At 55.4% G+C, this 14,576-nt stretch carries 8 protein-coding genes and 1 pseudogene; 5 read left to right on the top strand and 4 right to left on the bottom strand.

Annotated elements, in window-relative coordinates; genetic code table 11:
• Nucleotides 1-791: 791 nt before the first annotated feature.
• The 3 genes from RGR602_RS25165 to RGR602_RS25155 form a co-directional block, all read right to left on the bottom strand.
• Nucleotides 792-1,217, bottom strand: coding sequence for a type II toxin-antitoxin system VapC family toxin (locus RGR602_RS25165; RefSeq protein WP_040114772.1), 426 nt, complete (start codon nt 1,215-1,217; stop codon nt 792-794).
• A complete protein-coding gene (locus RGR602_RS25160) occupies nt 1,214-1,468 on the bottom strand; it encodes a FitA-like ribbon-helix-helix domain-containing protein (RefSeq protein WP_040116464.1) in 255 nt (84 codons plus the stop codon). The genes RGR602_RS25165 and RGR602_RS25160 overlap by 4 nt, the downstream gene beginning before the upstream one ends.
• Before the next feature lie 371 nt (nt 1,469-1,839).
• The gene (locus RGR602_RS25155; protein ID WP_040114771.1) at nt 1,840-2,532 is read right to left on the bottom strand and encodes an ArsR/SmtB family transcription factor; all 693 of its coding nucleotides are present in this window, start codon (nt 2,530-2,532) and stop codon (nt 1,840-1,842) included.
• A gap of 90 nt (nt 2,533-2,622) precedes the next feature.
• Between RGR602_RS25155 and RGR602_RS25150 the strand changes: the two genes are divergently transcribed.
• Nucleotides 2,623-3,531: a DMT family transporter gene (locus RGR602_RS25150; protein WP_040114770.1), complete on the top strand. Its 909-nt coding sequence runs from the start codon at nt 2,623-2,625 to the stop codon at nt 3,529-3,531.
• 31 nt (nt 3,532-3,562) lie between these two features.
• Here RGR602_RS25150 and RGR602_RS35055 read toward each other — a convergent pair whose 3' ends face one another.
• Complete coding sequence (locus RGR602_RS35055) at nt 3,563-4,213, bottom strand: 4'-phosphopantetheinyl transferase family protein (protein ID WP_052451753.1); 651 nt, start codon at nt 4,211-4,213, stop codon at nt 3,563-3,565.
• A gap of 110 nt (nt 4,214-4,323) precedes the next feature.
• Between RGR602_RS35055 and RGR602_RS25140 the strand changes: the two genes are divergently transcribed.
• The 4 genes and pseudogenes from RGR602_RS25140 to RGR602_RS37645 all read left to right on the top strand — a co-directional run.
• Nucleotides 4,324-9,645: a type I polyketide synthase gene (locus tag RGR602_RS25140; RefSeq protein WP_040114769.1), complete on the top strand. Its 5,322-nt coding sequence runs from the start codon at nt 4,324-4,326 to the stop codon at nt 9,643-9,645.
• Nucleotides 9,646-9,668: 23 nt separating this feature from the next.
• Nucleotides 9,669-10,727, top strand: a complete 1,059-nt coding sequence (locus tag RGR602_RS25135) for a glycine betaine ABC transporter substrate-binding protein (RefSeq protein WP_040114768.1) — start codon at nt 9,669-9,671, stop codon at nt 10,725-10,727.
• Nucleotides 10,728-10,759: 32 nt separating this feature from the next.
• Entirely contained in the window at nt 10,760-13,795 is a 3,036-nt protein-coding gene (locus RGR602_RS25130) for an AMP-binding protein (protein ID WP_040114767.1), read from the top strand.
• 189 nt (nt 13,796-13,984) lie between these two features.
• Nucleotides 13,985-14,451: pseudogene (locus RGR602_RS37645) on the top strand (transposase); the annotation flags it as partial.
• Between the last annotated feature and the right edge of the window lie 125 nt (nt 14,452-14,576).

Below are 14,576 nucleotides of genomic sequence, written 5' to 3'. Positions count from 1 at the left end.
CGTTTTTGCGGGGCCCGACGCCCCGCGATCTTTAAGTGAAGAACACCATCAAATCCAACGTAGATCCCTTCTTGGGAGAGTGAGATTTATCGAACGCTCAGCGAAACATCTGGTGATCAGACACCTAGCTTTTAGATCAGTCCCGGAACCAGTCCAACGCCGATCAGCAACATCGCCACTGCCACGATGATCTGCACCACGCGCAGCGTGACCTTTGCAGGACGCGCTTGCCAAGAAACGAACCGACGAACGCACAAAAAGTGCCTACGGCAACTGGCGCAAGCAAGTGGCTGGAATAACGGCAGGGCAAGTATCCCAGGCTTACCGATTGGGTCAGGAAAACTGCGAGTGGCCCCCATCATGTCGACCATGGAACCTACAAATTCCGCGAGATCTCGCGGCTCTAGGTGCGTCTGACCGGAAACGGCCAACCGAGCGGCCTCTACGCCAAATAGGCTTGGCTTGAGGACTTAAGCCGTCGGCACGGGAATCGCCTGCTCTGGCATTTTAAAGATCGGAAACATGAATGGGTGAAGATAACAGCGCCTAAAATCAAACGTCGCAGCCAATGATGCGTGCGCCATCGATACGGCGGAGACGGGCTTACTGCGCAGCGAAGGTAGAAGCGGCTGATCACGCTCTCGCGATGCGACAGCCTTAGACGCTTGCGAGCCGTTGAATGACGAAGGCGTATTTTCAAGGAGCCCAAGCCGCGCGCGATACACCAATGTGGAAACTACGCTGATCGTAGCTCTTGATAGGAATCGAACTCACGACAACTTACATCAAGGTCATTGTTGTAGTGACCAAGGATTGATCACTTTCACCCCAGCGGCTTCGAAAGGGCTCGTGTCTCGAGTTGCGACGGCGAGGCCGTTCGCTGCTGCTGTCGCTGCAATATAACCATCCGCCCTGCCTATCGCTTTCCCCGATACTCGAGCGCGCGCCATCAGCTCCGAATAGAACTGCGAGGTGGCAAGGCCGAAAGGCAGGATGCGCTCGGCAAAGTGCGGAAGCACTTCGCCCTCCAGGCGATCGCGAAGGATAGATTGCCGTTTGCCTGAGGGCATGACAGCGATCCCGAAACGAAGTTCAGCAATTGTTATCGCGGAAAGGAACAGCGTCTCGATGACTTGGGCGTCCATCCACGCGATCACTGTCCCTTCAGGAACCGGCTTCCACGGCTCCGATATCACATTGGTATCCAGCAAGATCATTCGAAAGTCATCGGCTCGGCAGGCGCTTTATCGCGATTTTGCTGCAGGGCTTCAATGTCGTGGTTGGAAAGCTCAGCGTCACGACCTATGGCCGCGAGTAAGGAACCGAGTTTCACGCGTTCAGATGGACGAACGGCGGCCTCGATAATGTCACGGATTTCGGCCTCGGTGCTTCGGCCATGGTGAGCTGCTCGCACCCGTAGGGCGCGATGCGTTTCATCAGAAAGATTGCGAATTGTGACTGCCGGCATTGATATCACCCTTCTAGAAAGGATACCTTTGATATCGAAATACATCTAATGATATCGCTTTTCAAGCGGGCTAGTTGTGCAACTCTATCAAATTCGATCACGTTGACGCTGAAATTCCACTGATGGAGCAGTGCATCCCGTTCAGTTCGCCGCCTTCAACAAACAGGACAATCACATCTAAACTTAGATATTTCAATTACTTAGTCTGCCGTTGAGACGTATGCATATTATGAAACTGCGCCAAAAGAGAGCTGCCTTCGCAAGAGGCGCGCCAGTGTATGGCATCACCGGTTTGCATATGCCGCCCGCTTTTTTTGGACAGTTTGGCCTCTCGGTTTCATCGTTCTGCCAGTGACACCAACCGCTTTTGCCTACTCTCGGCCGGTCAGCCACGCCAGAGCTTGCTTCCCCGCCGCGGTTACGGTGACGCTGCGGTCGGCGTCCCGCTGGATCCATGTCTTCGCCAGGAGGTGCCGGCAGAGCGCCGCTCCAAGGTGACCGCCTAAATGAAACTGATGATGTTCGCTCCAGTCGGGGCAGGCGAAAGCTAATCGCCTATGCGAATGGGTTTCTTCTTGTGTACTGTAGTCCAGGTCCAATCGATCGAAAGCATCCCGCGCGTTAGGCCCGATGCGGACATCATCCCAAGGGAAGGCAGGTGCCGTCAACGCACCGTAGCCAATCAAACCTTGCATAATCTGGACGCCGATGCGGCCGGCCAGGTGATCGTAGCATGTCCTCGCCTGCCGAAGAGCATCCGGCGTATGCATTGTCGTCATCGTTCGGCTGCCGGTGGCGGCCCAGGAGAGCGAGGCAATCACCTCGGCGATTGTCGGCGAGGCGACGCGATAAATGACCATCCGGCCATTCTTCTCCGCCTCCACTAGGCCATGCGCACGCAGTCGCCGAAGGTGGTTGGAGACATTTGATTGGGACGTTCCGGTGGCCTCGATAAGCTGTGCGACCGAACACGGTCCCCAGGTGAGACACTGAAGCATCTGCAGTCTCAGCGGGTCGGCGAGCATCTTGGCGATGGCTGTCGCTACTTCTAATTCATTCGTCATTGACTTCTTCTACGTTTTGGCGTCATCTATCACCGATAAGTGATATGTCAAGTTTCTGGTCGTGATTACGTGCACTTGGCGAGGGGCCGAATGTTCAAAAATCCGAAGGCGGCAGCCGCCAATCTCGCTGTTGCCAATGCGATATTTGGCACGATCGGCCTCTTCGCGGTTGAAGCGGGCCTGCCGCCGTTTGCCACCGTGTTTTGGCGCTGCGTTTTCGCGACCGTGTTCCTTCTGGTGTGGTGTATCGGATTTGGCCATCTGGCACCGGCTAATCTCTCACCAAGGTTGCTGATATATGCTGCTATCGGAGGCATCGGCAATATCGGAAGTTCCGTGGCCCTGTTCGGTGCATACAAATTCTACAGTATTGCGACTGCAACTATTATCTATCACGTGCAGCCTTTCTTTGTCGTCTTGATTGGCGCCTTGGCCTTGAGAGAAACCATAAAGGCGTCAGAGATCCTTTGGATCCTTCTTGCATTCGTCGGCTTGATATTGTCGACCGGCCTGATCGGCACGACGGGCGGCGATGACTCATGGATTCCCGGCGTTGGTCTTTCACTCGTGGCCGCGTTTTTATATGCCGTTGGCACGATCATTGGCAAAGAACTGGGCGCGCAGAGGCCCGAGGTTACAACACTGGTGCAGACGATCGTCGGTGCTCTTTTACTGTCGCCTTTCGCGGATCTGGCCGCCCCGGTGCCCGTGCAGTCGTGGAAGTGGCTCATCTCTTTGGGGATCCTGCACACCGGCATCGCCTATGTGCTGCTTTTCTCAGCCTATCCGCGCCTTAGAACACCTGTTATCGGCGTTTTCGCGTTCATTTTTCCGTTGGTTGCAATCCTCGTCGATCTGCTGGTTTACGACAAGCCCATCCATTTGCTTCAGGCGGCCGGATTGCTTCTGATCATGCTTGGTACGTTGGGTGTTCAGCTGGGCTGGGCGGGAAATTTTCGCCGCGTGCGCGCGGTCCAAGGTTCGTCCAATCCCAATTGAATGGTCGCAGCGTATCGCTCGTTTTTGTTGATCAAACCTGCCACGAGACGGCCGCAGAGTAACCTTGAGGAGCTACTATGGATTCCAGTCGCCACCGCCCGGCAATGATGTTCCTATCCATGACCGATATCCAATTCAAGGGCGTGCTAAACCCGGTTCCGATGGCCTTCAACAACGCCTCTTTTCGAGTCCACAAGCTAAAGAACGAAGGCATTCGGTTCTCGACACCGCTTTCGATAAGCCACTGATGTTCGTCGCTACAGAAGTAGTCATAGACCATGCCTTCCGCATCTTCGATTACACGGTGTTTTTCGATGTCAATGCCGACGTCAGTGGGACTGATCGCGATGGCGATGAAATTGCCGGAGTGGGAAACGTTGAACCTTAGGTTCGAAACGGGATCGGAGAGAAGCGGCTTGCCGTATCGGCCCTTGGCAAAGCCTAGCGACGCAGGCGCTATGCCGAGCTCCCGAGATAGCTCGGATCTCAGAATAAACTTTGACAAGATCGAGCGCGTGCGTTCGGCCCTGTCGAAAATCGCGCCCGCCTCTTCCAGTTCGTCGGCGGGCAGATGTTCCAGGATGGCCTGCGGCAACGGCTCCCTGCCAAGGATATGCGGCGATGCGTCGTACAGTTTGTAGCGGCAGCTCTCATCCAAAACTTTTGCATCAAACAGGAGCATTCGAAACCCGAGCGATCATTCTACGACATGACTTTCGTACTGATCGGTGAGGTACACGCCCCCGCAGTTGAGTGTACGAAACGTCTATTTCATTGAGAGAAAGCAACGTCATGCAATATACCTACCACGGGAACGAAATCGCGATCATCGGAATGGCATGCCGGTTTCCCGACGCCGACACCGTAGACACATATTGGAAGAATTTGAAGCAGGGTCGCGAGAGCATTGTTCCAATCTCCCGCGAGCAGCTTCGCCGCCTCGGTGTGGCGGACAAGGTCATCGATGGCGGCGACTATGTTGGAGTTTCAGCCAATCTACCGAACTTTGACACCTTTGATGCCGGGTTCTTCAAGTTGACGCAGAAAGAGGCAGAGACGATCGATCCTCAACATCGTCTGTTTCTGGAGTGCGCTTGGGAAGCGCTCGAGGCTGCGGGATGCGCACAAAGGCGAAGCGAGCTTCTGATCGGCGTTTACGGCGGTGTGGGACCAAGCACCTATTCGACGGATTTTCTGCAGAATCCATATCAGGTCCCCGGCACGAACCGTTTTCTCGACAGCGCCTCAGGCTTCCTTGTCCTGCTTGGAAACGACAAGGATTATGTCAGCACAAGAACGTCCTACAAACTCGACCTGCGCGGACCAAGCCTGAACGTGCAGAGCGCGTGCTCGACCGGTCTGCTCTCGGTGCATCTGGCATGCCAGGGGCTGCAACTGGGAGAATGCGACGTTGCCCTTGCTGGCGCATCATCGATCCTCATTCCTCACGGCGTAGGCTACATCCATCAGGCAGGCGGTATCGTTTCTCGTGACGGCCATTGCCGGGCTTTTGACGCCGCTGCTGATGGAACGGTTTTTAGCAGCGGAACAGGAGTTGTTGCTCTCAAACGTCTGGACGACGCGTTGTCCGACGGAGATTTCATTCACGCTGTCATCAAAGGTTCTGCCACAAACAACGACGGGGCCGCTAAAGCGAGCTTTGGTGCGCCGAGCGTGCGGGGACAGGCTGACGTCATCAGACAAGCGCTTGCCAACGCCGGCGTTGAAGCAAACTCAATTGAGTTCATCGAAACCCACGGAACCGGAACGCCGCTGGGAGATCCGATCGAAGTGCGTGCCTTGTCTGAGGTATTTGCACTGTCGTCGAACGAGCAGGCCCGCTGTGCTCTCGGCTCGGTTAAGACGAACATCGGCCATTTGTCGGCGGCCGCGGGTATTGCGGGTCTCATCAAGGCGGTCCTGGCGTTGCAGCATCGGACCATTCCGCCAACATTGCACTTCCAAAGTTTAAATCCGGCAATTTCCTTTGACGGAACACCTTTCTACATAAACACCGCGCCGGAAGATTGGGCCGGGCAGGCGCCTCACAGGGCAGGCGTGACATCGCTCGGTGTTGGCGGCACGAATGTGCATGTCGTCCTGGAGGAAGCTCCTCGGCAGCGATCGGCCGACGAAGAGCGGAAGGGACAAAGGCCAGGCGTCCTCGCGTTGTCGGCGGATTCCGAAAAGGCATTGAGCAACCTGCTGCTGAAATACCGCGACTATCTCCTTTGCCCGGTGGCACCGGAGCCATCAGACGTCTGCTACAGTGCAAACACAGGGCTTGCACATTTCCCCTACCGCTTCGCGGCAGTGTCGACGAGCGCGGCCGACCTTGCCGAGCAGCTTGACGTCGCGTCGAAGCGCACGTCTTCAGTCGCTACTAGCCAAGACGGCAAGCTGGCATTTCTGTTTACCGGCCAAGGATCCCAATACCCGGGAATGGGCAAGATTCTCTACCAAACTGAACCGGTCTTTCGCCACTGGATCGATATCGCAAATCCACTAGTCACGGACGAATGCGGCGTCCAACTCCTCGACCTATTGTTCTCTCCCCTGGTGAGCAAAGAGCTGCTTGATCAAACGCGCTACACACAGCCCGCCTTGCTGGCGTTTGAATATGCGCTCGCAAAGCTCTGGCTGGCGCGTGGGGTCAAACCCGATGTCCTCATTGGACATAGCCTGGGCGAATTCACTGCCGCCTGCGTGTCCGGAATTCTCCCATTCGATCAAGCTCTGCGACTTGTCGGGGCGCGTGGTCGGCTCATGCAGGACGCTCGTCCGGCCGGTGCGATGCTGGCTGTTGCCATGGGCCTCGACGAGGCGCGTCGATTGATCAGAGAATTCGGGTCAAGCCTTTCGATCGCCGCGAAGAACGCGCCGCTCAGCGTGGTTGTATCGGGCGAAAAACAGGAAATACTGGCCCTTCGTGAAGAGCTGGAAAGATGCGGCGTCAGTCATTCGATCGTCAACGCTTCGGTAGCTTCCCATTCTTCGCTGATGGAATCCATAGTCGGGGATTTCGCCCATCATGCGAAGTCTGTCGATTTTTCATCACCGACGCTTCCAATCATCGCAAATGTAACGGGAAGCATTTCTTCGCAGGAGATGACCAGTCCCGACTATTGGTGCAAACAGCTGCTAAAACCTGTCCTTTTCGAACAAAGCGTCGAAACCGCGTTGCGACTGGGTGTAACGACATTCCTGGAAATTGGCCCCAAATCCGTCCTTTCAAATCTCGGTAAAATGTGCGCCAGCGATCGACCGGCAATCCAAAACACTGCCTGGATTACAGCATTGAGTGAGAACGTGGATGATTGCGAGCAGGATGCGCTTGCTTTGGCTCAACTCTTTGAAAGTGGCGCGGGGATTGATTGGGCGGCCATTTACGAGGACAGGAAGGGACGGCGTATTCCTCTTCCAAGCTATCCATTCCAAAGACAGCGATATTGGCCGGGCGTTGACGATAAGGTCGATGAGAGATGGTTTCATCGAACGCTTTGGCGTCCTGAAGAACAGGCGGATCGTTCAGCAGACAGCCCGCTGCCCCAGATCCTCCTCGTATGTGGTGGCGCGGACACTGCAGCAACCGAACTGGTCAACCTGCTTGAGCGAAAAATTACCGCCGAAGCGGCAAAGACAGTGCGTTGGGGCCGCCACAGGCCAATCGTGATGTATCTCAACGAAATCAATATCGCTGACATTCAGGCGCTGCTCCGCCACACGACGACCGGAAAAGACGCCCCGGAATGCCGACTGATTTACGTGGCCTTCGCGTCGTCACAGGAAGACGGTGAAACAGCGCCGCAGGCGGGACCAGATGCCACTCAAGGGATCTTTGATGCGCTACGCTTTGTGCGCGACGCGTCCGCCTTCGATGGCTCTATAGACCTCAAGGTCCAGATCTTGACGCGCAACGCGGTCAGCATCGATCACCAGGATCTTCCTGTCGTGCCCGCCCAGGCCGCCATTTGGTCTGTCGCGACGGTGTTCGGGCAGGAGCACCGCGACATATGGCACAGTGTGATCGACTTCGACCAATCCTCGACGGATCTTGTAGTCGCACGGCTTTTACGCGGTGATTTGGCCGACCAGACGGCACTTCGACGCCGAAGCAGCTTTGTTGCCCGACTTGAGGATGTGGAACTAGCAGAGTCGCGGTCGCTCGCTTTCAGGGATGATGCCACCTATCTCGTCACGGGCGGACTTGGCGGCGTCGGAAGATCGCTGGTGCGATGGCTTGCAGATTGCGGCGCTAAAAACATTCTGCTCATCGGCAGGTCGCTCGAAGACGAAACCAAGCGGAGCGAACTGAAAGCCCTTCGAGAACGCATTCCAAACCTTCGCTTCGAAAGGGCCGACGTAGCGTCCCGCGCGGATATGGCGCGGATTTTTTCCGATATTGAGGTATCGGGCTTCCCGTTAAGGGGCGTCTTTCACGCGGCTGGCGTCAATGAAAATGGCATGATTGCGGATGTTGCCCATGACGCCCTCGACAGAGCCTTGAGGCCAAAACTTCATGGGACGCTCGTGCTCGATGAACTCACGCGCTCGTGCGAGATGGATTTCTTCATCTGCTTTTCCTCTCTGTCATCCATGCTGGGGTTCAAGGGGCAGGCTGCTTATGTGGCCGCAAATGCCGCCATGGAAGCAATCGTGACGAAGCGCGTTTGCGAGGGGTTCCCGGCGCTTGCGATCTGTTGGGGGCCCTGGGCAGGTGACGGAATGTCGGCCTCTCTCGGTGCCCGACAGAAAGCGCGTCTTGCCGCCATGGGCATTCGGGAATTTTCCCCCGATGAAGGGGTAGAGAAGCTTTCGCGCCTTTTCGGCCTCTCGGGAGTCTACGGCGCCTTTCCAATCGTCTGGCAAAGCTATCTCGACCAGTTCAATCAACGAATTCCGCCGCTATTTTCGTCAGTAACAAGCCACAAACAGACAAGCGCTGTCGGCACTGGACGAACAGCCAAACGCCCGTTTAAAGACGAAGCGGCCGCGCTTCCCATCGAGGAGCGGACGGATTTTGTCGTTTCGAGTATTTCCGCGATCGTCGCAAAGACCCTTGGTACATCCCCGAAATCGGTTACGATAGACAAACCGATCAATCGGCTGGGTTTCGATTCTCTCACCACCTTGGAATTGCGTGACGCCCTGAAGGCACTCGGCGTGGTCCTACCCCTTGGCCCGCTCTTTTCCGGTGCCTCGATCGCCGACATCTCCAAGATAATCCTCGATCAACTGGAAACCCAAACGGGTGTGCGCCTTGCTCCGCCGTCTTCAGTTCTTCCTGCTCGACGTGAACCGTTGATCATTCCAAGGCGGAGTGAAAATTCGAGCATGCAGCTTGTTTGCTTCGCGTATGCCGGCGGAGGACCGGCCGTCTTCAATGGCTGGGCCGACCAACTTCCAGATGACATCGAAGTGGCTATCGTTCAATTGCCCGGAAGAGGCTCACGGCTGGCTGAGCGGCCGCATACGAGGATGCATGATCTCGTTGATGAGCTGACGCCTGTCTTGGTTGACTACCTCGATAGGCCATTTGCCTTCTTCGGTCATTGCGTAGGCGGTATCCAGGCTTTCGAACTCGCCCATCGCTTGGAGCGCGAGTATCGATTGCATCCGCTTCATCTGTTCGTCGCCGGGTCGAGAGCTCCGCAGATCTATAATGAACGACAGGCGGCTATTGACGCTGTCCAATTCGGTGCGACGGCAGCTCGTTCCGGAGCTGCAGCCGAAGAGGATTTCATTGACATGCTTAAGGATGTCAACTTCGCAAACAACAAGGCTCTCTTCAAGGATGCCGAATTGTTGTCTCTCATGCTCCCCGTCATCAAAGCCGACTACGAGCTTAACAACAGCTACATCTATCAGCCAAAACACCCCCTTGCCACGCCCATCACGGCAATTGGCGGTCGGGCCGATCCTTACACGACCGGCGAACATATCCTGGCGTGGAGCGAGCAATCCATGTTGCCGTTAGACACCCATTTCTGCCCGGGCGACCACTATTTCATGGAAACCCATAGCTCCTTTCTGATCGAGACAGCTGCCCAAATTCTTCTGGGATATGCCTCTCAGGCAAGGCCACGTCACATCAGGATTGTTTCGTCCAACTGACTGTTTTTCAAATGGAGATTCCGATGTCGTTGAAACTGATGAATGCCACGATCAACGTTGCCGCACTTTCATTTGTGATGATGTTCTCGTTAAGCCCAGAACGCGTTTTGGGGCAGACACAATCAGCGCCGATCACGTTCTACGACGGGGGATGGGAGAACATCCAAATCAGCAACGCGATTGCCATTTACATGATCAAGCACGGCTTCGGGCGCCAAGCCGTGGACGTCGATTCCAATGTTCCGAAAATGCAAAACGCGATGAGAAGCGGAACGATGGACGTCAATCTGGAAATGTACAACAACCTCATGGCGGAATGGGTGAGCGCACAGGTTACAGACGGCAAGATTGTCGAGCTCGGCGAAACTTACGAGAGTGCCTCGCAGGGCTTTTATGTTCCCACCTATGTCATCAAAGGAGATGCCGCCCGAGGCATCAAGCCCCTCGCCCCCGATCTTAGCAGCGTTCAGGATCTTCGCAAATATCTTCAAGCATTTCGCGAACGCGATCCGGACAGGCAATCCAAATTCATCAATTGCATACCCGGCTGGGCTTGCAGGGAGATTAACCTGATCAAGCTTGCGACATACGGGCTGGATAATGATCTCAAATCCATCGAACCAAAAACAGAAAATGAGCTGAACGAAACCATTCTGAAGGAATACGAGGCGGGGCGTCCGTTCATAACCTATTATTGGGCTCCCAGTGCGCTGCCGACCATGATCGACCTGACGCTTCTGAAGGAACCTGCTTACGACCCCGCTTGCTGGGCTGCAATCGAAAAGCTGCTCACGCCGTTTCAGCCTGGCGTTCCGGCTGAACGAGCTTGCGCCTATGAGACTATTCCAATCCTGAAATATGCGACGAAGAAAATGGTCGGTGAAAACCCGGACGTCGTAGCCTTCCTGCGGGCCATGTTCATCGGTTCCAAGACGATGGGCGAGCTTGCGGCTTACATGCATAAGCAAAGGGCCACGCCTGACGAGACCGCACTTTATTTTCTGAGAAATCATCAGACGACCTGGACGAAATGGGTCTCCGATCCCGTCCGATCGCGGGTTGCCGCATCGCTCTCCCACTAATTCATCGCAACGCTCTCGCTGGAGAATGTAAGATGGCCGACTTAAACTTGCTGCGCAAAATTCAAGAATTCAGCTGGCGAACTCCTGATCACCCAGCGATAGAGTTTCACGGCGAAGTTACCACCTATGAAGACCTCGCCGCTCGCGTGGCTGCAATATCCAAGCATTTTCTCGCAGCCGGCATTTATGTCGGTTCGCGCGTCGGCATCCATCTTCGACGCTCTCCCGACATGGTTGCTGCGATTCTCGCAGCTCTAAATGTCGGGGCCGCGTTTGTCCCATTGCCCTTGGATTCGCCAAAAGCAAGAAACAGACTGGTTGCCGAATTGGCTGATCTCAATCTGTTGATCGTCGATGACGAACTTCATGGCAGCGATTTTCCCGCCCGCAACCGCATGCGGCTGAACGAAATTGGCTTTGCTGGCAATCCCATTCTGCCAGTCGCTGCTTTCGATGAGCAGGAGTTGGCTTACATCATATTCACGTCCGGATCGACCGGCCAGCCCAAGGGCGTGATGGTTAGACGGTGCAATCTCGACTACTTCCTGGATGCGATCGACCAGGTCGTGGATTTTCGCAGATGGAACAGGATCCTGGCGGCGACGACGTTTGGGTTCGATATTTCTGTGCTTGAGCTGCTTCTTCCGCTGGCCAATGGCGGTACCTTGATTCTTGCCGATGATCATCAATCGAGAAGCAGCGATGCCCTGATCAAGCTCGTGGAAGGGCGAGAGCGATGCCTGATCCAGGCAACACCAGCTATGTGGCGCATGATCGTTTCCTCGGGTTGGATTCCAAACTGCAATGTCGGCGCCATCTGCGGAGGAGAAGTTCTCCCGACCCAATTGGCCCGAGAATTATTCGATCGTTCAAAGGCCGCATGGAACCTCTATGGCCCGACCGAGACGACCATTTGGTCGTTCTACCATTGCATCTCGGAAGCAGATTTTGCAGATCCCGGAAAAGCGGTGCCAATTGGCTATCCTTTGCCAGGGACGAGCTACGCGATTGAGAAGGCCGATGGCGAACTCGGGGATGGTGAGCTGCGCATCGATGGCCCCGGTGTAAGTGGAGGTTATTTCCGACGCCCGGACCTGAATGAAGGGAAATTCACAAGTGCGTTGGAGAACGGGCCGTTTGACCGCTTCATGACGGGCGATCTGGTCGTCGAGCGCAATGATGGCTGTTTGATGTATGTCGGACGCAAAGATCGCCAGGTGAAGCTAAACGGGTTTCGTATCGAGCCTGGAGAAATCGAAAGAGCGCTCGATCGTCTGCCGTTCGTAGAACAATCGGCAGTCAAGCTCACTGAAACGAGGTCGAGTGAAAAGTGCCTGACCGCGTTCATTGTTGCTCCGCAGCTTGACGAGAGGGTCGAGAGCTGGGGCGCGGTCTGGGATGCGGCCTATGACCTCCATGGGCAAACAAGTATTGCCGAGGGAACGGGATATACATCGACCTTCACCGGAAAACCGATCGGCGAAACCCAAATCAAGGCGTGGGCGCAGGCAACCGCAGATCGCGTCTTAGGGTTTTCTCCCGGCAGTGTCCTCGATATCGGCTGCGGCGTGGGCTTACTTGGCGAGCGCCTCTTAAGGGAAGGCCTGGTCGAATATCAGGGCTGTGATCTGTCGAGTGCGGCTGTCGCAGCAGCCCAAAAGCGGCTGGCGCAGCAATTTGGACAATCCCCCCGCTGGCAATTGTCCTGCGTGCCGGCCAACGAAATTCGCAGCGCTGTGTCAGGGCCTTTTGACCTCGTCCTGCTGAATTCCGTAGTCCAGTACTTTCCAGACGAAGACTATCTGGCCGCCGTTTTGCAGCAGGCGATTGCGCTTTGCCGACATGGTGGAAAGATCGTCGTTGGCGACATTCCTGCCGCATCCATGAAGCCGGTTATGGCACGCATTGCCGCGGAGGCTGCCACAAATGACGGCAGTGGTGATGCAGATGTCGAACAGTGGATCAAGACCATCGGCCGTGGCGAGCTCTGGCTCGATCCGGCCGACTTCGCACGGATCACACAGAGCCAACGAAGAGTGGCTGCCACCGACTTGGATCTGCGACTTGGTGAAAGCGATGATGAAATGACGCGCTTTCGTTACGATGCAGTATTGCATCTAGATTCGGACGAACGGACCCCCTGCCACGTCGCGGCGGTTTACGACTTCGAGAAAGATGTGCCGAAGGCGGGCGATCTGTCGGAATGGCTGAAAACGGTTCCGGACGCATTCATCTTGCGACAGATCCCCAACCCACGAGTTCTTGGCAAAACGGTACAGAGACAGCATGACCCTATTGCCTCTGTCGAGCGCGATGAAGCTCAAGTTTTGCCCTTAACTCCGACGTCAGACCTTACCCTTGAGGATTTTCGCAGATGGGGAACAGCAAAACGGCGGGCAGTTCGCATCATGTGGAGTGAACCGATCACAAAGGGCAGTGTCGATCTCTGCGTAACACCGCTTGATAGTTTCTCGTCTCTCTTCGAGCGGAGACATCTATCTCGGATCCTCGGTCATCAGATGCCTCAATCGGTGAGTTGGTCGATCAATCGGCAACGTGATTACAAAGTAAGAAAGCTATTGGCCGAAATTCTGCCGCACTACATGATCCCCTCACAGTTCGTCTATCTTTCAAAAATGCCTCTCACCTACAACGGAAAGCTAGACTACAAGGCGCTTCAAACAGTTGATCTCCCCCAGTTCTCACAGGAAAGGGAAAACGAGCTGCCAGATGGAAGCAACCGTGATCGCATCGCCGCCATGTGGTCAGCTCTTTTGAGCATAGATCAGCCGCCGCTGGACCTCTCCTTCTTCCTCGCTGGCGGTTCATCCATGTTGACTGTCGAACTCGCAAGACGATTGTCTAACGCGTATGGCGTGGATGTGAGCGTCGTTGACCTTTTTGTTCATACGACGATCATCGGTCAGGCGGAGCACGTGGAGAGGTTATTGAACAATCGCTCAGCGGAAAGAACGGAGAGAGCGAACAACAAGATCATCGATGCTGCGAGCCGTCGGCACAACGCCGCGCTGGCGAGAAGGTCAGCGAGAGTTTCGCTGCGGGAGTGAAGCGTGCCGAAGCACGAAGACCGTTCCGGTGAACGCGCTCTTGCGCAACCCGCTCTTCACCAGTGACCGTGCCCGGTTGAAATATTCCATTTTGAAGTAAGCTCTGGCCTATTGAGAGGGCCAGGAAATGAAGCGCACCGTTTCACAGACGAACAGATCATCGGCCTATTGAAGGAGCACGAGGCAGGCATGCCGGTCTTTGAGCTTTGCCGCAAGCACGGCGCCAGCGACGCCAACGTCTAAAGGTGGAAAGCCGAGTTCGGCGGCATGGACGTGTCCGAAGCCATACGGCTGAAGACGCTGGAGGACGAGAATACCAGGCTGAAACGGCTACTGGCGGATGCCATGCTCGACAATGCGACAATGCAACGCTTTCGCGCACCTGATGAGCCAACATAGGATGAACGAACGGCGGGCGTGTAAAGCCATCGGCTTTTGCCGGATGACGATCCGTTATGAAATGAGACGCGACGACGATCATGGCCTTCGCGAGCGAATGAAGGTTTTGGCGCAACGTCGCCGCTTTGGAGATCGACGCATTCATGTGCTGCTCAGGCGCGAGGGACACCTTGTGAACCACGAGCGGCTCTTCCGGCTCCATCGGGAGGAGAAGCTGACGGTGCGCGCGACGCGGGCGTAAGCGAGCGACCGGCACCGAGCGGTGCTATTCTCGGATCTGACAGCTTAACTGGCGGTTGATGATAATTTTTAATTTTAAGATATATCTACAATTTTTCATTGCATAATAACACAGATCAAGCTAAGAATGTAACACATCATC

Origin of the sequence: Rhizobium gallicum bv. gallicum R602sp (assembly GCF_000816845.1) — a bacterium.
In the GTDB taxonomy this organism is placed as follows: domain Bacteria; phylum Pseudomonadota; class Alphaproteobacteria; order Rhizobiales; family Rhizobiaceae; genus Rhizobium; species Rhizobium gallicum.
Note: the sequence above shows the minus strand (reverse complement) of the source record. Positions and strands in the feature narration are given on the sequence as shown.